The following is a 21,162-nucleotide window of genomic DNA, read 5'->3' as shown; positions in this document are numbered from 1 at the left end:
CGGGGGAGTCGAGGTGCCGGTTCGTAGACGCGGGATGTGCGCGGTGCTGGTCATGGCCACCCTGTCGGTTGTCTCCTGTGCCGGTGAGCGCGAGTCGCCCCCGTTCGTGTCGAGCGAAAGGCTTTTCGAGTTCACCGGTCGCAATGTCGGACCCTTGACGGTGCCGCCCTTGCCCTCCGATCGGCACGAGTCCGAAGCAGCGCCATACGGAGCCATCACCCTGTCCGGTGGGTGGAGCGGCGCAGCCAATGTCTCGCTGCCTGGATCCGTCACGTGTTTCGAGCACAACTGGGCGGATTCGCTGCCCGCCGGTCACCGTCAGTGGGCCTACGAGGTGCACACCAGTTCCTTCTACGAATACGACGGCGGCGGCGAATATCCGGGACGTGATTTCCAGTTGCAGGTCTACGTGAACGAGAATCCCGAACCAGGTCAGCACGGAGCGGCGATCATGAAGTTCTCGGATCAGAGCGGACAGTTCGTGTCCTTCGGTGGTGGCGACGACAAGTCCGTCGAAATAGTCAGTTCTCCGGACCGCAGGCGCGTGGCGCTTTCCCTGGCGGGTACGGCGGCACGACCGGGCGAGCAACCGACGACGTCGGTACTGTCCGCGCAGATCAGTTGCCCGACCATCGAGCGCAGATGACACCAGTCACCACCGAGTGCCGACAACCGAAAATGCCGGCCCCGAAACGTTCTCGGGACCGGCACTTTTCATGAATCAGGAACGAATCAGAATGCTGCTTCGTCGATCTCCATGATGTCGTTCTCGGTGTTCGCGATGATCTCGCGTGAAGCGGTGAGCTCGGGCAGGACGTTCTTGGCGAAGAAGGACGCGATGGCGACCTTGCCCTCGTAGAAGCCCTTGTCCTTGTCGGAAGCGCCGTTGTCGAGTGCTGCGAGAGCAATCTCGGACTGGCGGAGCAGCTGCCAGCCGATGAGCAGGTCGCCGACGGACATCAGGAAGCGGACGGAGCCGAGGCCGACCTTGTACAGCTCGGTGGGCTGCTCCTGAGCTCCCATGAGGAAGCCGGTGAGCGTGGCAGCCATGGCCTGGACGTCTTCGAGTGCGGTGGCGAGCAGTGCGCGCTCCGCCTTCAGACGACCGTTGCCGGCTTCGCTGTCGATGAAGGTCTTGATCTGTCCCGCAACGTGAGCGAGCGCGACGCCGCGGTCACGAGCGATCTTGCGGAAGAAGAAGTCCTGAGCCTGGATGGCCGTCGTGCCTTCGTACAGCGAGTCGATCTTGGAATCGCGGATGTACTGCTCGATCGGGTAGTCCTGCAGGAAGCCGGAGCCACCGAGGGTCTGCAGGCTGTCCGTCAGGTACTGGTACGCACGCTCGGAGCCGACGCCCTTGACGATCGGGAGCAGCAGGTCGTTGACGCGGAACGCGGTGTCCTTGTCTGCGCCCGAGACGAGCTGGGCGACAACCTCGTCCTGGTGTGCTGCGGTGTAGAGGTACACCGCGCGCAGGCCCTCGGCGTATGCCTTCTGCATTGCCAGGCTGCGACGCACGTCGGGGTGGTGCGTGATGGTCACGCGCGGTGCTGCCTTGTTGGTCATCTGGGTCAGGTCTGCGCCCTGAACACGCTGCTTGGCGTAGTCGAGAGCGTTGAGGTAACCGGTCGAGAGGGTGGCGATTGCCTTGGTGCCGACCATCATTCGAGCGTGCTCGATGACGTCGAACATCTGGGCGATGCCGTTGTGGACCTCGCCGACCAGCCAGCCCTGTGCGGGGATGCCGTGGCCGCCGAAGGTGACCTCACATGTGGCGGAGACCTTCAGGCCCATCTTGTGTTCGACGTTGGTGACGAAGACGCCGTTGCGCTCGCCGAACTCTTCGGTCTCGAAGTTGAAGTGCGTCTTCGGGACGAAGAACAGGCTCAGGCCCTTGGTGCCGGGTCCGGCGCCTTCGGGGCGAGCGAGAACGAGGTGGAAGATGTTCTCGAACAGGTCGTCCGAGTCTGCCGAGGTGATGAAGCGCTTGACGCCCTCGATGTGCCAGGAGCCGTCGTCCTGCTTGATTGCCTTGGTGCGTCCGGCACCGACGTCGGAGCCGGCGTCGGGCTCGGTGAGGACCATGGTGGCGCCCCATCCGCGTTCGACGATGGTGGCTGCCCACTTCTTCTGCTCTTCGGTGCCGTTGTTGAACAGCACGTCCGCGAAGGCGGGTCCGGCCTGGTACATGTGTGCTGCAGGCTGTGCGCCCAGGATCAGCTCACCGATGGCCCACACGACGGAGCGGGGCACCGGCACGCCGCCGACCTCTTCGCTCAGTCCCATGCGGTACCACTCGGCATCCCACAGAGCCTTGAACGACTTCTTGAAGGATTCCGGAAGTGCAACGGTGTGCGTCTCGGGATCGAAGACAGGGGGGTTGCGGTCCGCATCGGCGAAAGATTCGCCAAGCGGTCCCTCGGCCAGGCGTGCGACCTCTGCCAGCATGTTGCGGACAGTGTCGGCATCCAGGTCGCCCCAAGCGCCTTCGCTCAGTGGCTTCTCCAGTCCGAGAACCTCGAAGAGGTTGAACTCCAGGTCCCGAACGTTGCTCTTGTAATGGCCCATGTCTTCTGCTTCTCCCAGTGAGGTGGTGCGGTCCAGCACTCCTAGTACCGCCCGAAGTTTATTACTCGTCGGTAACTTAATACATGTTACTAGCCGTTCTTTGCATTGCCAACACCGGATTTGCGTCCGATGACAAGCGCGTCGACCGCGATTCCCGTTTCGGTGTGTCTGTGCGGATTTCCGGCGATCTCGAACTCGAGCCTTCCTTGGAACTCCTGCATCAATTCTTCTGGTGTGTAAAGGATTTCGGGATCTTTCGGTCCGCCGACGCCGTAGTCGATGTTGCTTCGGTCGTGACCCAAAATCATGAGGATTCCGTCAGGTTTCAGAGAATTTATGGCACGGTTCACAACCAGGGTGCGTTGTGGTGCGGGCAGATGAAGGTAAAGAAGCAGGGCCAAGTCGTATCCCTGCCCGTTCCTGGAGGCGTACTCCGCGACGGTGACGTCGCCGCACCGGTAGTCGAGCCGGTCGAGAACCGATCGGGGCGAGCGGGCCGCGATCGTGCGGGCTTTCTCGATCGCGACGGCCGAGTAGTCGATCCCGGTGACCTCCCAACCGCGGGTCGCGAGCCACAAGGCGTTACGGCCCTCCCCGCACGCCAGGTCCAGTGCCTGGCCGTGGGGGAGGGCCGTCGCGTATTCCACCAGCAGTTCGTTGGGTGGAGCGCCCCAGACGAGCTCGGTTTCTTCGTACTTCTTGTCCCAGGCGGCCGCATCCATAGATGACGACGGTAGTGCCACTCAGTTGTTACGGACGCCGTCCATCGGGTTCTTGCGCAGGGCGGCGCGCGTCGGGATCGCGATGGAGACGAATCCCAGAACAGCGGTCACGGCGACGATGGCACCGTAGATCGCTGGTGAAATCGCCGGGATCGGCTGCCCGGACACCGCTACGGCGATACCCATCAGAGGCGGCAGGGCGATCAGTGATCCGACCACGACGGCGATTCCCACCACCATCAACGACTCGATACGCATCATCGCTCGGACCTGCCTCGTCCGCGAGCCCACCAGTTGAAGGAGCGCGAACTCGCGGGAACGCTCCGCAGTGGCGGCGACCAAGGTATTCACGACGGCGACCGCCAGATAACCGAGCAGGACCAGGACGGCGAGGATGCTGACCCACGACTGCATGCGACGCTGATCTTCGCCTGCGGCCCCGAACTGGTCCTGGTTCAGCGCGGCGATCGAGGGGAACGAAAGCAACGACTGCTGGACTTCGGCCGACCGTCCGGGTTCGGCAGCAACCAGAACGGTGTCGATCAGAGCGTCGGTGGAGTGCTGACGCAAAGTCTCGATCGGCATGGTCACGTCCCCGAATCCGAGGCCGCGACCATATTTCGCGACGACCATCGGATGTACCAGTGTTCCGTCTCCCAGATAGAGGTCGACGCGCTGGCCGACCTTGGCTCCGAGTGTGAAGGCCCCGTCTTCGCTGACGGCAACGGTATCGCCGGTCAGAGCGCTGAGGTCGCCCTCGGTCACCGCGAGATCGAGGGTTGCGTCGGCGCCGGCGGCGTCGATGCCCTGGGCCGCGATCGCGCTGTCGGCTGAGCCGCCTTTCTCACCGCTGGGTACCGGCAGGACTTGACTGCGGACTACCGGGTTTGCCGCACTCACTCCGGGCACCGATGCGATCGAGTCGAGGAGCGAGGGAGCGATACCGGCCGGCGCGCCGACGATCAGGTCGGCGGTGACGCCCTTGATCGACTGGTTGGTCGCCTCGGCGGCGACGGTGCTCTGGCTGAAGAACTGCACCGAGCCCAGGGCGATGGCGAGAGCCAACGGAACAACCGCCGACGAGAGCCGCCTCGAATTGGATTCTGCGTTGGCGGCAGCGAGAACTTTGGACGCCGACCCACTACGGCGCAGTGGACCGCCGATCACCTTGATGATGCCGCGCACCAACAACGGGCCGAGCAGCGCGACCGAGAAGATCAACAACAGTGCGCTCGAACCGGCTCCAGCGGCTGCCACGCTGCCGGGCAGGAAAGCGGGGAGGATGCACGCGCCGAGACCGGCGGCACCGAAGACCAGCCCGGTGACGATGCGTCCGCGGCTCAGTTTCGCCGGGCCGCTTTCGGATTCGCGAAGCGCTTCGACGGGGTCGAGCTTTGCCGGTCGTCGTGCCGCGATCGCCGCTGCCGCGCGGGCAGTGAGTACGCAGATCAGGAAAGCCGCGATCGCCGGAAGCGGGCTGTACGCCAGCGCGAAATCGGTGGGCATGACCCCTGCATCGGCAAACTGTGCACCCAGGAATCGGGCGAGTAGGAATCCGGGCACCGCGCCGAGCGCAGCCGCAGCCGCCGCCACTAGCAGCACTTCACGCCCGATCATGACGTGGACTTGTCGCGTGGTGGCCCCGATTGCCCGCAACAGAGCGAACTCTCGGCGTCTGGCGTTGATCGAGAGCGACAACGTGCTGGAAACGACGAACATGCTGACCATCAATGCAAGACCCGCAAACGTGGCACAGAGCACGATCAACTGAGTCCGCGCAGCTCCGGCGTCGAGGAACTCGATGCCTCCGCGTGCGGTGCCGGTCGAGACCTCCGCACCGGTTCCGGCGAGTGCGTCGCGGGCGAGAGCGGCAGCATCCACGCCTTCGGGAGCGATCAATCCGACTGCGGTGACAGAGTTCTGGTGCGGCCACAGCCGTTCGGCCTCTGCGTCGTCGAGGAAGACGAGTGCCGGACGGTCGGGTGACGGCACCGAAGCCGAATCAGCTGTGCCGACGACGGTGTACTCGTCCGCTATCGCGCCGTGAGCCAGCGTGATTCGCTCGCCGAGCGCGGCGCCCGTAGTCGCGACCACCTCGTCTCGGCTCTGCGGAGCGCGACCATCGGTCAGCGAATACGGCGCCAATTGTGCTGTGTTCCAAGGATGTGCGTCGAGTACGACGCCCTCGGCGGTGCTGACGGGGACGGAGATGTCGGGAACCACCGTGACATCGAGGGCATCGAGTTTGCGGACCGTATCGCCGTCGAGGAGAACCCGCTCGGCAAAAGGCTGATCGGCGTCCTCCTTGACCTCGAGTGCCTGTGGCGCGCTGACCACGGCGTCGGCACCGGCGTAGAGATGTGGTGAGACTCCGCCTCGCACTCCTGATTCCAGCAGGACACCCAAACCGCACGTGAGGAGAGCCGCGCAGAATACGGAGACGAACACGGCGATGAATCCGGAGCGATGCGCTTTGAGATGCGCAAAAGTGTGCGCCTTCATCATCACCAGTCCCCGAGGTGTGTCATGCGCTCGGCAATCTGCTGCGGCGTCGGGCGGTCGATGTGCCCGACCAGTTTCCCGTCGGCGAGGAACAGCACACGATCGGCGTACGACGCGGCCACCGGGTCGTGCGTGACCATGACGATGGTCTGATCGAACTCGGCGGCTGTCCGGCGCAACAACTCCAGAACCTGCTTGGCGCTGCGGGAGTCGAGGGCGCCCGTCGGCTCGTCGGCAAAGAGTGCGTCGGGGTGGGTGACGAGGGCGCGCGCGATGGCGACGCGTTGCTGCTGACCTCCGGACAGTTCGGAGGGTTTGCGCTTGCGGTGCGATCCGAGTCCGACGGATTCGAGGACGAAGGTCAGGTACTGCTTGTCGGCTCGTCGTCCGGCGAGCAGTAGCGGGAGCGTGACGTTCTGCTCGACGTCGAGAGCACCGAGCAGGTTGTATGCCTGGAAGACGAAACCTATGTGATCGCGACGGAAGATGCTGCGGGCCTTCGGCTTCAGCTGTGAGATCTCGGTGTCGCCCAGCCACACCGATCCGCTGCTCGGCCGGTCCAGGCCCGCCGCGCAGTGCAGGAAAGTGCTCTTGCCCGATCCGGACGGGCCCATCACGGCGGTGAAGGTGCTGCGCGGCAAGGTGAGGCTGATGTTGTCGAGGGCGGTCACGGCGCCGCGGCCGTTGCCGTAGATCTTGCTGACGCCTTCGAGTCGCACGGCGGATGTTCGGGCGGCCGTGGCACCAGGGGCCGGCGGGGCGAGGACCGAGTGTCGATTCTTCATGGGATGAACGCTATGGAGATTCGGCATTCGTCGACATCCAGCAGGGTCCCGAATCAATGGTGTAGCCAGCTGTAGTGGATCGCGGCATCAGGTGCGGCATGCTGGGGCAGTGAAGAAGAGAATCAGGGCTGCGGTGTACGTGCTCGTCGAGGGTGTGGCAGCCGTGGTCTCCCTGTTCTTGCTGATGGTCGGTCTCATTCTGCTGTCGCTCTCGATTCTGATCGTCGGCTGGTTGCTGTTGCCGTCGTACGTGCGGGTACTCCGGTGGTGGGCGGGTCTGGCCCGCAAGAGAACAGCTGCGTACACCGGACGCCCTGTTCTGCAGCGATACCCACCGATGCCAAGCAATCCGACATTCGGGGACTGGCGCCGATTCCTCACCGATCAGTCGACGAGGCGCGACGCGGCCTGGTTGTCGATTCACGGTCTGGGGGCTTTCGTCGCGGCGATGCTGACCATTGCTCTTCCACTCGGTGCACTCAATGCGATTGCCGTCCCGCTGTACTGGCAGCAGATGCCCGCGGGCGAACCCGTCAACAATCCGTACCCCGTGACGTCGTGGCTGGGCGCTGCCGGAATGCCGTTGATCGGCATCCTGTACTTCCTGATCGCGTGGTGGTTGATCCCCGCGATGGCGAAGTGGATCAGCTGGTCGACCACGACTTTGCTTGCACCGGACACACGTTCGGACCTCTCGAAGCGCGTCACCGCCCTGACTGCCAGCCGCGCTGCGGCCCTCGACGCGCATTCGGCCGAACTCAAGCGGATCGAGCGCGATCTGCACGACGGCGCGCAGAACCGACTGGTCGCCGTGGTGATGATGCTGGGTATGGCCGAGCGATCGTTGCAGATCAACCCGGACCAGGCTCTGCCACAACTGCATCGGGCCCAAGATGCGGCCACCGAGGCGTTGAGCGAACTCCGGACGTTGGTGCACGACATCTATCCGCCGATCCTCGACGAACTCGGCCTCGAGGGTGCGATCTCGGCGCTTGCTGGGCGCTCCACCGTGCCCTGCGTACTCGAGATCGAGGAGCTCCGCCGTGCCCCGGCCGCCGTCGAGGCTGCTGCGTACTTCGTCGTCGCCGAGGCTTTGACCAACGTCGCAAAGCACAGCGGAGCGCGCAGCGTCACCGTCACGGCAAGGACGGAGGCGTCCACCGACTCGTTGGGTGAGACGATGCTCATCGACGTGATCGACGACGGTCACGGCGGCGCGAACGAACGGCCGGGCGGCGGCGTGGCGGGTATCCGACGCCGGGTCGAGGCTTTCGAAGGAACCGCAGTATTGGAGAGCCCGGAGGGTGGACCGACAACGATGAGGGTGGAACTACCGTGCGGATTCTGATTGCCGAGGACGACGCTCTCCTGCGAGAGGGGCTGGCACTGCTGCTCCGTGGAGAGGGCTTCGAGGTGTCTGCCGTCTCCGACGCCGAACAGTTCCTCACGGTGTTCGAGGAGACCGCTCCTGACGCCGCGGTGCTCGACGTCCGGATGCCTCCTACTTTCACCAACGAGGGACTTCGAGCGGCGATCGAGGTGCGCAAGCTTCGCCCGGGCTTTCCCGTCCTGGTCCTTTCCGCGTATGTCGAGGATCGCTACGCCGGTGAATTGTTGGCAGGAGGTGCCGGCGGGGTCGGGTACCTGCTCAAGGAACGCGTCGGCAAGGTGGCCGAGTTCGTCGACGCCTTGAACCGGGTCGTCGACGGCGGAACCGTGATGGATCCCGAGGTCGTATCCCAACTGATGAGCCGTCGACGCGCCGACGACCCGATCAGATCGCTGACCCCACGCGAGTCCGAGGTTCTCGGCTTGATGGCGGAGGGGCTGGGAAATCAGGAAATCGCCAGGAAACTGGTCGTCAGCGACACTGCTGTGAGCAAGCACATAGGAAATATCTTCGCAAAACTCGGCCTATCGGCTTCCGAAAGCGGGCATCGTCGTGTTTTGGCAGTTCTAGCTCATTTGCGCGCCTGATCGTGGACCTGGACTACATACCTGACCGAAGCGTAATGTGAGCCAGCCTCATGTTGTTGCCGTGATCGAACGGTGACCTGAGAGGCAGGGGCTTATGTCCTGTACGTAACGTGTGATGTCGAATGCGCGTCATCACCAGAAACCAACGAGGAGATCGATCAATGGGTAAGCCGATTGCCAGTGTGGCCGGAGGTCGGCAGTCCGTCCTTCTCGGGCTCGGCGTTCACCGCCCGGAGCGAGTCGTGACCAACGACGAGATCTGCGAGCTGATCGATTCCACCGACGAGTGGATCCAGACGCGATCGGGTATCAAGTCGCGCCGGTTCTCCGGCGAGGGTGAAGGCATCCTCGCGATGTCGATCAGCGCGGCCCGTAAAGCACTGGACGTCAGCGGCATTGCACCCGAGCAGATCGGCGCCGTGATCATCGCGACGTCGACGTGGGACCTGCAGACTCCCCAGGCCGCATCCATCGTCGCCCACGAACTCGGTATCAAGGGCCCGGCGGCGTTCGACGTCGCGGCAGGCTGCGCCGGTTTCTGTACCGCCCTCGCGGTGGCCAGCGACCTCGTTCGCGGCGGAACGGTTGATCACGTACTCGTCGTCGGCGTCGAGTTGATGAGCGAGGCCACCGAGCCCACCGATCGCAGCGTTCGCTTCATCTTCGGTGACGGCGCAGGCGCAGTTGTCGTCGGCCCGAGCGATACCGTCGGAATCGGCCCGGTCGAGTGGGGTTCGGACGGCAGCCAGTCCGACGCCATCGTTCAGGAGCCCAGCTGGCTCGACTACACCAAGCACCCGACCGGACCTCGGCCGTGGATCAAGATGGCCGGTACCGCGGTGTTCCGCTGGGCTGCCTTCGAGATGGGCAAGGTCGCCACTCGCACCCTGGAGAAGTCGGGGCTGGGCATCGAGGACATCGACGCTTTTGTGCCGCACCAGGCAAACCAGCGCATCAACGAGGTCATCGCTCGCAGCATGAAGCTGCCCGAGGGCTTCCCCGTCTCCAACGACATCGCCGAGACGGGCAACACGTCCGCGGCCTCGATCCCGCTCGCCATGGAGCAGATGCTGCGCGACGGCCAGTGCAAGCCGGGCGACAAGGCATTGCTTCTCGCCTTCGGTGCGGGTCTGTCCTTTGCCGGTCAGGTTGTCGTCATGCCGCCGTTGGCTGGAGCAGAATCCGCCTGATTGTTCCTTACGGAAGGGCGCCTCGAACCCACGGTTCGGGGCGCCCTTCCGTTTCCGTCCGGATCGTCGAACGTCTGCGATGTGGCACTCTGGCGAGATGGTCGAGAACGTGGGGGAGTCCGAACGGGAGTCCGAACGTAATGGTGTGACGGGCGGCAGCTTGGCGAAGATGGGCGGGCAAGTGGCGCTCGCCAGCACGGTCAGTCGGATCACCGGCTTCGTCCGCACCCTTGCCCTTGCCGCGGTCCTGGGCATCGCCCTGGTCAGTGATGCGTACAACGCGGCCAACAGCTTCCCGAACATGGTCTATCAGCTCCTCCTCGGCGGGATTCTCGCCAGCGTCCTGCTTCCGTATCTGACGCGGCAACGGAGCCGTGGGCAGACGCTCGAACGAGAGCAGATGCAGCGCGTTCTCACCGTCGGAGCGCTGGCTCTTGCGCTCGTGACGGTAGTGGCCGTGGTGTGCGCGCCGCCTCTGGTCTCGGCCGTGATCGATGATCCGGCTCAACGAGAGCTCACGACGCTCTTCGCGTACTTGCTTCTTCCGGAGATCTTCTTCTACGGCGTCACGGCGATGATGACGGCTGTGCTCAGCGTTCGATCGGTGTTCGGCGCGCCGGCCTGGGCACCGGTGATCAACAACGTCGTCCTTCTGGTGACGGTCGCGGTCTTCCTGTGTATCCCGGGACCGGTGGCTCTGACTCCCGAGTCGATGACCACCGCGCAGGTTCTGGTGATCGGTATCGGCACTCTGCTCGGGATCGTGGCGCAAACCGCCGTCGTTGCTCGAGCGCTGCACCGCAACGGGTTTCGGTGGCGCCTTCGCGTGCGGGTCGTGCCGCACACGTGGCGCCCGGTGCGCGTCGGGGCGCCGTTGCTCGGCTGGGTACTTGTGTACGTCGTTGCCGGCCAGATCGGTGTGTGGGTGACGATGAAGGTCACTCTCTCCCGTCACGTCTACTCGATGTACACGCACGCGGATCTGCTGTTTCAAGTGGCGTACGGCATTCTCGGTGTGTCGTTGTTGACGGTGCTGATGCCGCGGATCGCCAGGTCGGTTGCTGCGGGTGACGACGTCGGCGTCGTATCCGATCTCGGCCGGGGAGCCCGGTATTCGGTGGTGGCGTTGATTCCGGTCACGGTGGCTCTCATGGTGTTCGGCCCCTCGTTGACCACCCTGATCTTTTTCGGCCGGGTCGACGGCAGTAGTGCCCGGTTGATCGGGACGGCCGTGGCAGTCAGTGCATTCGGGTTGGTGCCCTTTGCGATGGTCATGCTTCAGCTACGAGTGTTCTACGCCGACAACAATACCCGCACTCCCGCGGTGATAGCCGTGGTGATGGTAGTTGCAAAGACGGCGCTCGTTCTTCTTGCGTCATTGTCGGCGAGTGACGAAACGCTGATCCTGGCCGTCTGTGCGGCCGGCTCGTTCTCCTACGTGTGCGGAGCGGTGCTCGGTCACGTCCTGCTTCGAAAGCGATACGGGCTGTTGGGATTCCGTCGGGTGCAGGCGACCGTCGGGAGAATTTCGACAGCGGCAGTTCTGGCAGGAGGTTGTGCGCTCGCTTTGGTGGTGGCGGTTCAGAACCGAATCCCCGAGCCCAGGCTTGCTGCTGCTATTTCATTGTCGGCGGGTGCGGCCGTAGGTGTCGTCGTCCTGTTGGGCGCATGCAAGGTCGTCGGCGTTCCCGAGATTCGCCGGGCGCGAGCCCTACTGCTGTCCTGAGGACAGGAGCGGTACCAGCAGTTCGTCCGGGGTCAGGGCGCCGTGCTGTCCACGGAGACCGGACAGTCCCGATTCGACCGATCGACGAACGACCGCCACGTCTCCGGAAGCAATGGCGATGACATCGCCGATCCGGCCGTGATACTCGGAATGTACTGCGGGCCCGAACAATCCCGCGACGATGCCCTCGGATCTGGTCCCGATCCACATGCGGTCACCCAGTTCGGCGCGCCAGCGGTCCGCAACATCTTGTGCAGCGCCTTCTCTGGTGTGGATGTGCCGGCACCGGGGCTCGCCGGCAAGGGCGAGTACGTCTTTGGACAGCATCGGGGTGTTGTCGAAGTCGATCTTGTTCTCGTCCAGCACGTCGACCATTCCGTGGTCTGCCGTCACCAGCAATCTCACGTCCGGACCGAGAGCGGCTGCGAGTTGTTCGACCAGTCGATCGACAAGCATCAGTTGGAAGATCCACGGCTCGGACTCGGGTCCGTAGACGTGGCCGAGTGCGTCGATCTCGCTGATGTAGCAGTACGTGAACGTCCGTTCGGCAGATTTCGACGCCGCCACGGTGCGAGCGAGGAGGTCTCCGTATGCCTGGATTCCGGCAAACTGGGCACCGCGCATCCCCGCCCGAGTGAGGCCGCTGCCGTCGAACTTGGACGGAACGACGGTGGTGACGGTGATTCCGGCGGCCGCGGCGCGATCGAAGGTCGTGGCCTGCGGCTGCAGGGTCTCCGGAACGATGGAGTCGGTCTGAGATTCCTTCTTGCCGGCGCTGTGCCAACCCAGCCAGTTGAACACCGAATCGGCTTCTTCGACGTAGGACTGGTAGCCGGTGATTCCGTGCGCTCCCGAGGGCAGCCCGGTCCCCAGCGAGACGATGCTGGTGGCCGTCGTCGTGGGGAAACCTGCCCGTATCGGCGTTCCGACGAGTGAGTTCAGGAATGGTGCGTGTTCGGCGTTGCGGGCGAGCAAGTTCGCGCCCATCCCGTCTACCAGCAGAATTACGGTCTTCTTGCTGGGATTCAGATCGAGACGGTTTGCTTCGCCGCCTACTCCGAGAGAAGCGAGTACCGACGGCGCAAGCGTCGACAGAGTCGGCTGGGAGTACACATCGAGGAGAGGTGCGGGGGCGGGCATCCCATGAGATTAGGCGTTGGACAGAGAAAACTGCATACCTTCTGGGCGAGTGTTCAAATCTGTGCGGTCAGATCCGGACATTCCAGATGATCGGCGCGCAGAGACCGCGGACCGGGGCGGCCTCTGCGCAGAGATTCATTCCATGATCGTGGAGATCTGGAACTTGGCACCGAGTGGATCGGCAACCGACGCGAGACGGCCGAAGGGCGTGTCCTCGGGATCACGCAATACGCTGCCGCCGAATTCGACGACCTTGGCGACGGCAGCATCGGTGTCGTCCGCCCCGAAGTACACCTGCCAGAACGACGGGACTTCTGCCGGGAGGAATGAGCTGGCATCCATCAGACCGGCGACGACGGTGTCGCCCTGTTTGGCTTGTGAATACCGGAACTCGTCGCTGTCGCCGATGGACTCGTAAGTCCAGCCGAACACGTCGGTGTAGAACGGCAGGACCGCGGCGTAGTTCTTGGACAAAGTCTCGTGCCAGACCGGCGCTCCGGCCTCGCCCACCAGACCGAAGCCATTGTGCTGATCTGCCTGCCAGATACCGACGACGGCACCGGCCGGATCGCCCACGATCGCCATGCTGCCCTGGGGGCCGACCTGCATCGACGGCATCATGATCATTCCGCCGGCAGCTTCGGCTTTGGACGCCGACGCCGCCGCATCAGTAGAGGAGATGTAGGTGGTCCAGACGTTGCCGTACGGGTTTCCCTCCTGCTGGGGCCCGAGCCCGGCGATGGGCTGCCCGTCTTTGCTGAAGATCGCGTAACCGCCGTACTGCGGGTCGTCGTTGGAGTCGGCCTGCCAACCGAACACGTCGGTGTAGAAGGATTTGGCAATCTCGGTGTCGGAACTGGTGAGGTCGATCCAACAGGGTGTTCCGTCGAGCGCTGTGCGTGCGGGCATCTGAAACTCTCCTTAACCGAAACGGATACACAAGCAAGGGACGCGGAAATGCTTGGCCGAGGAAGGCACGAATCTCACGCTACGCGTGTACCTCGACACATTCCCAGGGCTCGAGAGCTTTGGAGTATTTGACCGTTTCGCGTTCACCTGTGGTTCAGCAACCGTGCGCGGAGCGCGGGATCGCTCGCGCAGTCGATTGCAGTCCACGCGAGCGCGAGGGCGCCGTCCAGCACTGCCTTGTCGCCGGTTTCCGCGCGGCAGTAGGGGGTGAACTCTGCCTGATGGTTGCTTGCGCCGTTGCATTCGATCCCGATGATCGGGTGGATCGTCGGAATACGATGCGAGACGTTGCCCATGTCGGTGGATCCCGCTGCGGGACCGTCGTACTCGAAGAAAACGCGTCCGAGCGCTTCGCTGTTCCTCTGGTAGAGCGCGCTCATGTCCGCGTCCCACCGGGATTCGCCGTACGCCGGTGAAGGTTCCGTGATGGTCACTTCGCAGCCGGTTGCGGTCGCTCCGGCGGTGAAGCAGCGTTCCACCTTGGGCTTGACGGCTACTACGCCGTCGAGTGTGTCGGCTCGAACCGCGTAGGCCCCGTGTGAACTGCCCGGGATGACGTTGGGTGCTACGCCCGCGTCGCTGACATATCCGTGTACCTGCACGTCCTTCGGAAGGTGTTGCCGCAGTAAGCCGATCCCGACCTGGGCGACCGTGAACGCGTCGGCGGCGTTGACGGCGCCCACTGCGAACGACGCGTGGGCGGAGACACCGGTGTAGGTGACGTCCAGGTGGGAGATGGCAAGCATGTTCGGTGCTCGCAGATCTGCGGCACCGGGGTGAACCATCATCGCGCAGTGCAGGAAATCGAAAGTTCCATGCTCGACCATCACTACTTTTCCGCCGCCGCCCTCTTCGGCCGGGGTTCCGAATACTGCCACGGTGATGCCCAGTTCATCAGCCAGAGGCGCGAGCAACAATCCCGCGGTCACCGCGGACGATGTGATGATGTTGTGCCCACAGGCATGCCCGATTCCCGGCAAGGCGTCGTACTCGGCGAAGAGTCCGATCACCAGCTCGCCGCTTCCGTAGGTGGCGGACACTGCCGTCGGCAGTCCGGCCGGACCGCGTTCGACGGTGAAGCCGGCATCCTCGAGGATCGTTGCCACGGCCGCCGACGCGTTGTACTCGGCGAAGGCAAGCTCGGGATCGTCGTGAATCACGTGGCTGAGGCCCAGCGCCGCGTCTGTGATGGTGTCGAGGTGCTTGGCTGCGCGCTCTTTGAAAGGTGTGCTCGTCGTCATTTTTCGAGACTGCGGCGGCACTGGAATTTGCAGTCCTGTTTGCAGGATCAGTCAACTATCGTGCTATCTCATGCACGATTCGACGCTCTTGGACGAAATTGATCTGCGAATCATTCATGCCATGCAGGTTCAACCTCGGGCACCGTGGGCATTGATCGGGTCGGTGGTCGGCATAGACCCTGTGACGGCAGCGAGGCGATGGACTGCACTGACCGAATCGGGCACAGCGTGGATAGCGGCTTATCCGGCGGTCGATCCCAGCTCGGTACTTGCGTTCGTCGAACTTCGATGTGAACCAGGCCGGCTCTCCGCGATCGTCTCGGAGGTGATCACCCACGCACACGTCCTGAGCGTCAACGTGCATTCGGGCAGATGCAACGTGATGCTGGAAGCCCTCTTCGCCGGTCACGATTCGCTGGCCCACTACGTGCTCGACGACCTCTACTCTCTGGCCGGCGTCACAGACGTCATCGTCCTACCTGTGACACGCGTTTTCACCGAGGGGAGTCGGTGGCGTCTCGGCGCTCTCGAACCCGACGGAGTACGACGTTTGCGTGAATCCGGGATCACGCCACCGCAATTGGGACGCCGGTACACACTCGAAGCGAGCACCGCCGAAGTCGTCGACGTCTTGAGCGCGCAGCCTCGTATTTCCATCACCGAGTTGGCCGCTGCCTTGGGAATCAGCGCGACATCCGCTCGTCGACGCCTGAATACCGCGCTGTCGCAGCACACTCTTCTGCGTTGCGAGGTCGCACGATTCGCGAGTGGTCGGCCGGTTCATGCCCTCTACTTCGCGCGTAGTTCCGTCGCGGAGAACTCCGCCCGCATACTTCGAACTCTCTCGGACATCAGATTGGTGGCGACGGTGGCCGGGCCGGCCAACGTCATCTTCGCCGGATGGTTCCCGACGCTGTCGAGTGCCGCCGCGGTGGAAGCAGACATCGCAGCACGTACGCCGTCATTGGAGATAGTCGATCGCCGAATCGTCCTCGATACGCCGAAGTTGATGGGGCACTTGCTCGATCGGCAAGGCCGTTCAACGGGCGTGGTGCCGGTACGGGTCAGCTCGTGATCAGCCCCGTGCGATCGAGCCACGCGAGCGCATGACGGGTGAACTCGTCCGGAATCTCCAATTGTGGGGTGTGGCCGGTGTCGCCGAGAATGATGGTGGTCCAGTGTGGATGTGCGGTAGCAGCTGCCCGTGCAGCCTCGACCGGGACCAACCGGTCGCGGTCGCCGTGCATCAGGAGCGTCGGAGTCGTGATCTCTCGCAGGGTCTTTCGATACGAAGCCGGACGGGCGAGCGTCATCAACAATGACCGTGCTGCCTGGAGGAATTCTGCATCCTGGGTGGGTTCGTTGCGGCGAATCGCCGTCAAGGCGGCGCCCGCGTCGAGGACTGCGGGATCGGCTCGCGTCGGATCGGCAAAACACAATCTGGTCATCTGAGCGGCCAACTGCCGGTCTGACATCTTCCGACGTCCGAAGCCGAGAACCTGCTCTCCGACGTACGGCATCGAGTAGAGCGCAAATTGTGCGGCGACGGTCAGGTCGGGAAGTTGGACGGGCAGGGGGAGCGCCGGATCCACCAGGACCAGGCCGGCGACCGATTCGGGACTGGCATGGGTCGACATTGCCGAGACCATTCCGCCCATGGAATTGCCGAACAGGACGGCGGGTTCACCGACCACTGTGTCGAGAAAACGATTCAGGAGTGCTGCGTTGGCGTCGACGCCGGTGTGCCGCCCCCGGGCAGAAGTGAGTCCGAATCCGGCGAGGTCCAGTGCGTACACGCGCGTGCGCGCCGCCAGCGCCGGTGCCACCCGCACCCAGTTCAGGTGCGAGCCGCCAAGCCCGTGGACGAGCACGATGGGCGGCGCTCCGCTGGGGCCACCGAAGTCGATCCAGTGAACATCTCCACCGAGATCGGTGATGTTGCTCGTCCCGCCCCACGGGTGCGTGAGGGTGCTACCGGTGGCGAGTTGGGTCGAAACAGCGGATTCCATACCTGTCAGGATGCACCGAGGCGCGGTTCCAGTCACGCTCTCGTCGCAGTTCGAGATTCGAAACTGTGCGCTCGATCACGGAATTTCGCGAAATTCGCAAAACGGCCGAAACGGAATTCGACTGATGTCAAACACTTTTCGCGGAAGGTTCGCGATTTTTCAAGGGACCCGTGGCATGCCCGGCCGATGGCTGTTCGGGCATACTGAAAACCATGTGGTGGATGGTCGGGCTCATAGTGCTGACCGCGTTGGTTTTGGCATCCGTTCTGGTCGGTTTCGTTTTCGGCCGCCCGATCGCCGAAGACAAGTCGGCGGTGCTTGCCTTCGACGACGACACATCTCAGCCCCAGCGCGACTGACCGCCGTCGAGCGGAATTGTTGCTCCCGTCAGATAAGCGGCATCCGGGCCGACCAGGAAAGCCACCGCGGTGCCGATGTCCGTCTCGCAGTCCCCGATCCTGCGGAGCGGAATCCCGGCAACAAAAGCGGCAGCCTCTTCCGGACGCGCATCTGCCCAACGCTGTAACCCCGGTGACGACGCGTGTGGAGCGACCGCGTTGACGCGGATCCCGTCGACGCCCCATTCGCACGCTGCCGCGCGACTGAGGGCTCGGACGGACTCCTTCACCGCCGCGTATCCGCCGTAGCCGGCAGCATCCCAGCGGACGGCCACGGAACTGACCATGTTGATGATCGCCCCGCCGCCGCGCTCCTTCATGAACGGGTAGCAGGCTTGCATTGTTCGCAGCGTCGCGACGGGACCGGAAGTCAATCCGTCGGCAAGGCGCTCCGGAGTGATGTCGAGGATGTTGCCGAGTGGGTTGAGGCTGGCGTTGTTGATCAGGATGTCGACGCCGCCGAACAGTTCCACCGTCCGCGCCACGGCGGCGGTGATGGAATCCGCGTCGGCGATATCCATGAGCACCGGCTCGGCACGACCGCCGCGTTCGGTGATCTCGTTACATGTGACGACGAGTTTCGATTCGGTGCGACCCGCGACCGCGATGTGAGCGCCTTCGTTGGCGAGTGCCAACGCGACTCCCTGACCGACACCTTGCCCTGCGCCAGTGATCAGGGCCACTTTTCCATCCAACTTGCCCACTGCTGTTCTCCTGCTCGTCATTCAACGGTTCCCGAAGCGTTGTCCGAATCGCGCATTGTTACTCGTGGGTTCCCGCTGGATGAGATGTGAGTTACGTCCCACTCAGCGGCACCGCTTCAAATTTCGGCTGTCTTACGTATATTGTGAGCGCCGTTACATACCGGGCGCGCGGACCGCGTACACATTCCATGATGAGGAGCTAGACATGGCATTCACCACTGGCAGCAGCAAGACGGACCTCGCAACTCTCGGCGACTTCCAGAAGATCATTGCAGGCCTGGGCGGCGTTCTCGTCGGCATCGGCGCAGTTGCTGGTCTTCTCGGCGCAATCGGTGGCGCAGGAAGCTCGCAGCCTAAGTGATTCGCTGAAGCGGATTGACCGCCTCCGGCCCGCATTCTGAAGGCATTGCCTTCATGGATGCGGGCCGGAGGTTTTTCTCCATCTGAATACCTGTGCCTTGCAGGCACATTCATTTTTGTGATAGGTCGATTGTCGCCGGAACATCCACGCCTTCTTCGTGGACCTGAGGCCCGAAGTTCGGCGCCAGCGTGAAGTCGAGTGTCGCTTCCGAGCCGCGATAGTGGCGGAAGTAGTAGAGCGATCTGTCCGGCCGCACGAAGGTGTCGGGTTCGGTTGTCTTCCAGGCCCAGTGGACGTCTGCTCGCAGAATCTCCGACAATCTCACGATGTTCTTGCAGCCGTGGCTTTGCAGGCCAAGGCATTTCAATGTCTCGACGTCTCGCAGTTGCCCGTCGCGCGTCCACCTGGATTCGTAGACCAGGGCATCGAGAACGACGCGGTGCGAACCCGCCCGAGTAACGCCGCCAAGTAGAACCTCCCAGTTCAATCCTGGTGCGTGCTCGAGGTATTCGTCGGCGTCGATGAATGCTGCCCACTCGACAGTGTCGCGGTATCGACCTACGTAGTCGACGTAGGCCTCTACCTGCCCGTGCACGATCCGGCCGTCCGCGTCGCGCGGTTGCCAGTCGACGATCGTCACCGGAAGGTCGTGCAGTTCTTTGCGGAATGCGACCTGAACTTCGGTGTCCGACATCGATCGTGTGAAGGCGCCGTAGGAGTTGCCTCTTTTGTCCTCGCTGCGGCCGTGCCAGCGATTGAGACTGAATGCGCTTGTCTTGCGGGTGGACCCGACGGAACCGGTGTTGTCGTAGAGAACAACCTCCCAGCCCTGCTCGATGTGGTGCAGGCACCAGTCCCTGATGAAAGGGAGGTGCTCGCGGGGGAGTAGGACCGCAACCACGGCGCGGCGTCCGGTGTCAGAACTGTTCGGGTGGTTCTTCGGATCCATGATCACTCGACACACGATAGTGCTCTGCGTGGAGGTGGGTTACTCGATATTGATCGCAGAAATATTCATCGTCGAACGTTGACACATCTATCAATATGTCTCATAGTCGAGTCATGACAACCTCTGTGTCACATTCGCCACGGTTCGTTCCTTCCGCCGGGGAGTCCTGGCGTTCACCGTGGGCCATGTACGACGCATTGCGCGAGAACGACCCGGTGCACAACGTGGTGCCGGAAGCCTCGCCGCAGGACGACTACTGGGTGCTCACCCGTCACGAAGACGTCTACAACGCCGCTCGTGATTACGAGACGTACTCGTCGGCAAAGGGATTGACCACTGTCTACGGTGAACTCGAACAGATCGGGATGCAGGACAATCCGCCGTTCGTGATGCAGGATCCGCCCGTGCAGTCGGAGTTCCGGCGCATGGTGTCGAAGGGTTTCACGCCGCGTCAGGTCTCGGCGGTCGAGCCGATGGTCCGCGACTTTGTCGTCGAACGTGTCGAGGCGTTGAAAGCGCGAGGCAGCGGCGATATCGTCGTCGAGCTCTTCAAGCCGTTGCCGTCGATGGTTGTCGCGCACTATCTGGGTGTGCCGGAAGCGGACCGGGATCAGTTCGACGGCTGGACCGAGGCCATTGTTGCTGCCAACTCGGCCGGTGGTGTGGCCGCAGCAGCGACGACGGCGCAGGCCGCCACCGGCGAGTTGATGATGTACTTCGCTTCGCTGATCGAACGCCGCAAGGTCGAGCCGGGCGACGACACGATTTCCCATCTACTCGCCGCTGGACTCGGTGAAGACGGCGACATGTCCGGCCTGTTGTCGATTCTCGGCTTCGCCTTCACCATGGTGGCCGGGGGAAACGACACGACAACAGGAATGTTGGGCGGATCGGTGGCTATGTTGACCGAGCGGCTCGACCAGCGTCAGATCCTGCTGGATGATCCTGCATTGATTGCCGACGCGGTCGAAGAACTGCTTCGACTCACCTCACCTGTCCAAGGTTTGGCGCGAACGACGACGAGAGATGTGGCCTTGGGTGGCAAAGTGATTCCGGCGGGACGTAAAGTTCTGCTCATGTACGGTGCGGCCAATCGTGATCCTGACAAGTACGGACCTGACGCGGCGGAGTTGAACGTCGTGCGTCGACCGCAGAAAATTCTCACTTTCAGTCATGGCGCCCACCATTGTCTGGGAGCATCGGCAGCTCGAATGCAGGCACGAGTTGCGTTGGAAGAGTTGCTTTTCCGGATCCCCGACTTCCATGTCGACATCGACGCGATGCAGTACGCGCCGGGCAACTACGTGCGCCGTCCCCTCACGGCTCCGATGTCTGTGACTCGGCCGTGAGCAACGACTGGCTCGGTGAGGGTCGCGCCTTGGCGGCAGCCGAGAAGATCCTCGACAGCGCGGCACAATTGTTCGTCGAGAAAGGCGTCAACGCTGTCGGTATGGCGGAGATAGCCTCTGCTGCAGGATGTTCCCGGGCCACCCTGTATCGGTATTTCGAGAATCGCCAGGCTCTTCACATCGCGTTCGTTCACCGCGAAGCGCGCAGGTTGGGAACTGCGATCGCGGAATCGGTGGCGACCATCGATGATCCGAGCGAACGTCTCGAAACGGCAATGCTCACTGCAGTATCCGCGGTGCGCAACACTCCGACGCTGGCTGCATGGTTCACCCCGGGCGATGCGAGTCTTGCCGGTGAACTTGCCAATTCATCCGACGTCATCAACGGACTGGGCGTCGCGATGCTCGGTGAAATCGGCGCAGACGCAGCGTCGCGCGCACGCTGGATCGTGCGAGTGATCCTCTCGCTGCTCATGGTGCCGGGGGCGGACGAGAACGACGAGCGGACGTTGGTCCGTGAGTTCGTCGCTGCGTTGTTGATCGCTGGGCGGACCACCTGATCATCCCTTCCG

20 protein-coding genes are annotated in these 21,162 nt (G+C 63.2%); 10 read left to right on the top strand and 10 right to left on the bottom strand.

Features of this window, described 5'->3' with window-relative positions:
- The first annotated feature begins 13 nt into the window (after window positions 1-13).
- The gene (locus tag ABWI03_RS11230; RefSeq protein ID WP_235171413.1) at window positions 14-646 is read left to right on the top strand and encodes a hypothetical protein; all 633 of its coding nucleotides are present in this window, start codon (window positions 14-16) and stop codon (window positions 644-646) included.
- A gap of 86 nt (window positions 647-732) precedes the next feature.
- Here the strand turns inward: ABWI03_RS11230 and ABWI03_RS11225 are convergent, their stop codons facing one another.
- The 4 genes from ABWI03_RS11225 to ABWI03_RS11210 all read right to left on the bottom strand — a co-directional run bounded on the left by ABWI03_RS11225 (window position 733) and on the right by ABWI03_RS11210 (window position 6,577).
- Complete coding sequence (locus ABWI03_RS11225) at window positions 733-2,568, bottom strand: acyl-CoA dehydrogenase (protein ID WP_007734578.1); 1,836 nt, start codon at window positions 2,566-2,568, stop codon at window positions 733-735.
- 89 nt (window positions 2,569-2,657) lie between these two features.
- A complete protein-coding gene (locus tag ABWI03_RS11220; protein WP_166811659.1) occupies window positions 2,658-3,290 on the bottom strand; it encodes a class I SAM-dependent methyltransferase in 633 nt (210 codons plus the stop codon).
- 21 nt (window positions 3,291-3,311) lie between these two features.
- Complete coding sequence (locus ABWI03_RS11215; protein WP_298779568.1) at window positions 3,312-5,795, bottom strand: FtsX-like permease family protein; 2,484 nt, start codon at window positions 5,793-5,795, stop codon at window positions 3,312-3,314.
- Complete coding sequence (locus ABWI03_RS11210) at window positions 5,795-6,577, bottom strand: ABC transporter ATP-binding protein (RefSeq protein ID WP_019747152.1); 783 nt, start codon at window positions 6,575-6,577, stop codon at window positions 5,795-5,797. Before ABWI03_RS11210 ends, ABWI03_RS11215 begins: the two co-directional genes overlap by 1 nt.
- 109 nt (window positions 6,578-6,686) lie before the next feature.
- Here ABWI03_RS11210 and ABWI03_RS11205 point away from each other — a divergent pair, with 109 nt between their 5' ends.
- From ABWI03_RS11205 to murJ, 4 genes are all read left to right on the top strand, one after another.
- The gene (locus ABWI03_RS11205) at window positions 6,687-7,925 is read left to right on the top strand and encodes a sensor histidine kinase (RefSeq protein WP_298779575.1); all 1,239 of its coding nucleotides are present in this window, start codon (window positions 6,687-6,689) and stop codon (window positions 7,923-7,925) included.
- Window positions 7,913-8,554 (top strand): response regulator transcription factor, encoded by a 642-nt coding sequence (locus ABWI03_RS11200; protein WP_050655523.1) that lies wholly within the window; start codon window positions 7,913-7,915, stop codon window positions 8,552-8,554. The genes ABWI03_RS11205 and ABWI03_RS11200 overlap by 13 nt, the downstream gene beginning before the upstream one ends.
- Before the next feature lie 161 nt (window positions 8,555-8,715).
- Window positions 8,716-9,744, top strand: coding sequence for a beta-ketoacyl-ACP synthase III (locus tag ABWI03_RS11195; RefSeq protein ID WP_298779579.1), 1,029 nt, complete (start codon window positions 8,716-8,718; stop codon window positions 9,742-9,744).
- A 97-nt stretch (window positions 9,745-9,841) separates the two neighbouring features.
- Window positions 9,842-11,470: a murein biosynthesis integral membrane protein MurJ gene (murJ, locus tag ABWI03_RS11190; protein ID WP_298779582.1), complete on the top strand. Its 1,629-nt coding sequence runs from the start codon at window positions 9,842-9,844 to the stop codon at window positions 11,468-11,470.
- On the opposite strand, the gene ABWI03_RS11185 is transcribed toward murJ, so the two are convergent.
- From ABWI03_RS11185 to ABWI03_RS11175, 3 genes are all read right to left on the bottom strand, one after another.
- Window positions 11,456-12,610, bottom strand: coding sequence for an alkaline phosphatase family protein (locus ABWI03_RS11185; protein ID WP_095971360.1), 1,155 nt, complete (start codon window positions 12,608-12,610; stop codon window positions 11,456-11,458). The genes murJ and ABWI03_RS11185 overlap by 15 nt on opposite strands.
- 135 nt (window positions 12,611-12,745) lie before the next feature.
- Window positions 12,746-13,519 carry a VOC family protein gene (locus tag ABWI03_RS11180; RefSeq protein ID WP_298779586.1) on the bottom strand — a complete coding sequence of 258 codons (774 nt, stop codon included), beginning with the start codon at window positions 13,517-13,519 and terminating at the stop codon, window positions 12,746-12,748.
- Window positions 13,520-13,662: 143 nt separating this feature from the next.
- A complete protein-coding gene (locus ABWI03_RS11175; RefSeq protein ID WP_298779589.1) occupies window positions 13,663-14,820 on the bottom strand; it encodes an amidohydrolase in 1,158 nt (385 codons plus the stop codon).
- Between the two features lie 70 nt (window positions 14,821-14,890).
- Here ABWI03_RS11175 and ABWI03_RS11170 point away from each other — a divergent pair, with 70 nt between their 5' ends.
- Complete coding sequence (locus tag ABWI03_RS11170) at window positions 14,891-15,895, top strand: AsnC family transcriptional regulator (RefSeq protein ID WP_298779592.1); 1,005 nt, start codon at window positions 14,891-14,893, stop codon at window positions 15,893-15,895.
- On the opposite strand, the gene ABWI03_RS11165 is transcribed toward ABWI03_RS11170, so the two are convergent.
- Window positions 15,885-16,829 (bottom strand): alpha/beta fold hydrolase, encoded by a 945-nt coding sequence (locus ABWI03_RS11165; RefSeq protein WP_095971357.1) that lies wholly within the window; start codon window positions 16,827-16,829, stop codon window positions 15,885-15,887. The genes ABWI03_RS11170 and ABWI03_RS11165 overlap by 11 nt on opposite strands.
- A 221-nt stretch (window positions 16,830-17,050) precedes the next feature.
- On the opposite strand from ABWI03_RS11165, the gene ABWI03_RS11160 reads away from it, so the two are divergent.
- The gene (locus tag ABWI03_RS11160; protein ID WP_185564881.1) at window positions 17,051-17,188 is read left to right on the top strand and encodes a hypothetical protein; all 138 of its coding nucleotides are present in this window, start codon (window positions 17,051-17,053) and stop codon (window positions 17,186-17,188) included.
- Here the strand turns inward: ABWI03_RS11160 and ABWI03_RS11155 are convergent.
- Window positions 17,170-17,931: an SDR family NAD(P)-dependent oxidoreductase gene (locus tag ABWI03_RS11155; protein ID WP_298779595.1), complete on the bottom strand. Its 762-nt coding sequence runs from the start codon at window positions 17,929-17,931 to the stop codon at window positions 17,170-17,172. The two genes, ABWI03_RS11160 and ABWI03_RS11155, sit on opposite strands and share 19 nt — an antisense overlap.
- Before the next feature lie 205 nt (window positions 17,932-18,136).
- Between ABWI03_RS11155 and ABWI03_RS11150 the strand changes: the two genes are divergently transcribed.
- Window positions 18,137-18,292, top strand: coding sequence for a hypothetical protein (locus ABWI03_RS11150; RefSeq protein ID WP_298779598.1), 156 nt, complete (start codon window positions 18,137-18,139; stop codon window positions 18,290-18,292).
- Window positions 18,293-18,401: 109 nt separating this feature from the next.
- On the opposite strand, the gene ABWI03_RS11145 is transcribed toward ABWI03_RS11150, so the two are convergent.
- On the bottom strand, window positions 18,402-19,241 hold the full coding sequence (locus ABWI03_RS11145; RefSeq protein WP_298779753.1) for a glycosyltransferase family 92 protein: 840 nt from the start codon (window positions 19,239-19,241) through the stop codon (window positions 18,402-18,404).
- 113 nt (window positions 19,242-19,354) lie between these two features.
- Here ABWI03_RS11145 and ABWI03_RS11140 point away from each other — a divergent pair, with 113 nt between their 5' ends.
- The gene (locus ABWI03_RS11140) at window positions 19,355-20,590 is read left to right on the top strand and encodes a cytochrome P450 (RefSeq protein ID WP_298779601.1); all 1,236 of its coding nucleotides are present in this window, start codon (window positions 19,355-19,357) and stop codon (window positions 20,588-20,590) included.
- Window positions 20,587-21,150 (top strand): TetR/AcrR family transcriptional regulator, encoded by a 564-nt coding sequence (locus ABWI03_RS11135; protein ID WP_298779604.1) that lies wholly within the window; start codon window positions 20,587-20,589, stop codon window positions 21,148-21,150. Before ABWI03_RS11140 ends, ABWI03_RS11135 begins: the two co-directional genes overlap by 4 nt.
- Window positions 21,151-21,162 lie beyond the last annotated feature (12 nt).

Origin of the sequence: Rhodococcus baikonurensis (assembly GCF_040489275.1) — a bacterium.
GTDB lineage: Bacteria > Actinomycetota > Actinomycetes > Mycobacteriales > Mycobacteriaceae > Rhodococcus_F > Rhodococcus_F baikonurensis.
This window is presented reverse-complemented; position numbering and strand designations above follow the sequence as displayed.

Bases quoted from the DNA above. Each gene is read 5' to 3' on its own strand.
- ABWI03_RS11175 (WP_298779589.1), bottom strand. From the start codon at position 14,820: ATGACGACGAGCACACCTTTCAAAGAGCGCGCAGCCAAGCACCTCGAC.
- ABWI03_RS11150 (WP_298779598.1), top strand. From the start codon at position 18,137: ATGGCATTCACCACTGGCAGCAGCAAGACGGACCTCGCAACTCTCGGC.
- ABWI03_RS11195 (WP_298779579.1), top strand. From the start codon at position 8,716: ATGGGTAAGCCGATTGCCAGTGTGGCCGGAGGTCGGCAGTCCGTCCTT.
- murJ (WP_298779582.1), top strand. From the start codon at position 9,842: ATGGTCGAGAACGTGGGGGAGTCCGAACGGGAGTCCGAACGTAATGGT.
- ABWI03_RS11225 (WP_007734578.1), bottom strand. From the start codon at position 2,568: ATGGGCCATTACAAGAGCAACGTTCGGGACCTGGAGTTCAACCTCTTC.
- ABWI03_RS11185 (WP_095971360.1), bottom strand. From the start codon at position 12,610: ATGCCCGCCCCCGCACCTCTCCTCGATGTGTACTCCCAGCCGACTCTG.
- ABWI03_RS11215 (WP_298779568.1), bottom strand. From the start codon at position 5,795: ATGATGAAGGCGCACACTTTTGCGCATCTCAAAGCGCATCGCTCCGGA.
- ABWI03_RS11210 (WP_019747152.1), bottom strand. From the start codon at position 6,577: ATGAAGAATCGACACTCGGTCCTCGCCCCGCCGGCCCCTGGTGCCACG.
- ABWI03_RS11160 (WP_185564881.1), top strand. From the start codon at position 17,051: ATGGTCGGGCTCATAGTGCTGACCGCGTTGGTTTTGGCATCCGTTCTG.
- ABWI03_RS11140 (WP_298779601.1), top strand. From the start codon at position 19,355: ATGACAACCTCTGTGTCACATTCGCCACGGTTCGTTCCTTCCGCCGGG.
- ABWI03_RS11180 (WP_298779586.1), bottom strand. From the start codon at position 13,519: ATGCCCGCACGCACAGCGCTCGACGGAACACCCTGTTGGATCGACCTC.
- ABWI03_RS11220 (WP_166811659.1), bottom strand. From the start codon at position 3,290: ATGGATGCGGCCGCCTGGGACAAGAAGTACGAAGAAACCGAGCTCGTC.
- ABWI03_RS11145 (WP_298779753.1), bottom strand. From the start codon at position 19,241: ATGGATCCGAAGAACCACCCGAACAGTTCTGACACCGGACGCCGCGCC.
- ABWI03_RS11170 (WP_298779592.1), top strand. From the start codon at position 14,891: ATGCACGATTCGACGCTCTTGGACGAAATTGATCTGCGAATCATTCAT.
- ABWI03_RS11165 (WP_095971357.1), bottom strand. From the start codon at position 16,829: ATGGAATCCGCTGTTTCGACCCAACTCGCCACCGGTAGCACCCTCACG.